Annotated in this window: 2 protein-coding genes; both read right to left on the reverse strand. The window is 46.7% G+C overall.

Annotated features, from left to right (window positions below):
• A partial coding sequence (locus A3735_RS25895) for an FtsW/RodA/SpoVE family cell cycle protein (RefSeq protein WP_231882658.1) occupies positions 1-724 on the reverse strand: 724 nt, incomplete at its 3' end.
• Positions 721-1148: glutamate ligase domain-containing protein (locus A3735_RS31455; RefSeq protein ID WP_369820563.1), on the reverse strand; the 428-nt coding region annotated here is incomplete at its 5' end. The genes A3735_RS25895 and A3735_RS31455, both read right to left, overlap by 4 nt.

The following is a 1148-nucleotide window of genomic DNA, read 5'->3' on the forward strand; positions in this document are numbered from 1 at the left end:
AGGGATCTGCCCAAGGATCGGTATAGCCCACTAAACGCTTTAATCTGTAGGGCTGCGAATAAATCAGTAAGGCCACAGATGCTAAACAGCCTAGAATCAGAATAATAAACTGCCCTAATCTCGCACCACTGAGGAAAATCATTCCCAGAAAGGCACAACCAATTACAACGGTAGAACCTAAGTCCGGCTCACTAAGCAGCAATAAGGCAACCAAAGCCAAGACCAACATCGGCTTTGCAAAGCCCCACCATGTTGTACGCACCTCATCTAAACGTCTCACTAAATAGCCTGCGAGATAAGCCACCAACAAAAGCTTCGCCAATTCAGAAGGCTGAAAATTCAAGCTACCTAAACTAATCCAGCGTGTACTGCCATTAACTGTTTTACCAACGCCTGGGAGAATGACCACCAAAAGCATTAGTAAAGACAAACTCAGCGCAAGCCAGCCAGTCTTCTGCCACCACGAAGATGGCAACTGGTAAGTAAATACGCCGGCGATACAACCCAAGACAATGAAAATGCCGTGGCGAATCACATAGTGAAATGGGTTTCCATTTCTGGCATCCGCAATATCTACCGAAGCCGATGCAATCATAATCAAGCCAGTCAGCAGCAATAGAACACTAACGAACAACATGACATGATCTGTACGTGGTTCAATGCGAAGCGAGTCTTTGCTTTGCAGCAATCCAGGCATGCCAGCTCTAGCGATAGAAAGTGTCATAAGGCCAAAACCTCCTGCTCAAACATATCGCCTCGCTGCTCGTAACTTTTGAACATATCGAAACTTGCGCACGCTGGAGACAACAACACAGCGTCACCTTCTTCTGCCCGCGCCTTGGCTTGTTGAACTGCCTGCTCCAGGTTAGCAACACGAAGCGTTTCAACCTTATCTTTTAAAACAGCTTCTATTAACTCCGCATCCTGTCCAAATAGCAGCGCCAGTTTCCCAAACTTTTGCATAGGCTCGAGCAAGCCGGAAATATCAGCACCTTTACTATCGCCTCCGGCAATTAGCAGTACCTTTCCATCTAAATTCGCACCAATACTGCTAATGGCTGTTTGGGCTGCACCCGCATTCGTTCCTTTTGAGTCATTGATATAATCAACACCGTCTACAGACCTGATATGCTGACAACGGTGACGTA

Source organism: Oleiphilus sp. HI0061, from assembly GCF_001635675.1.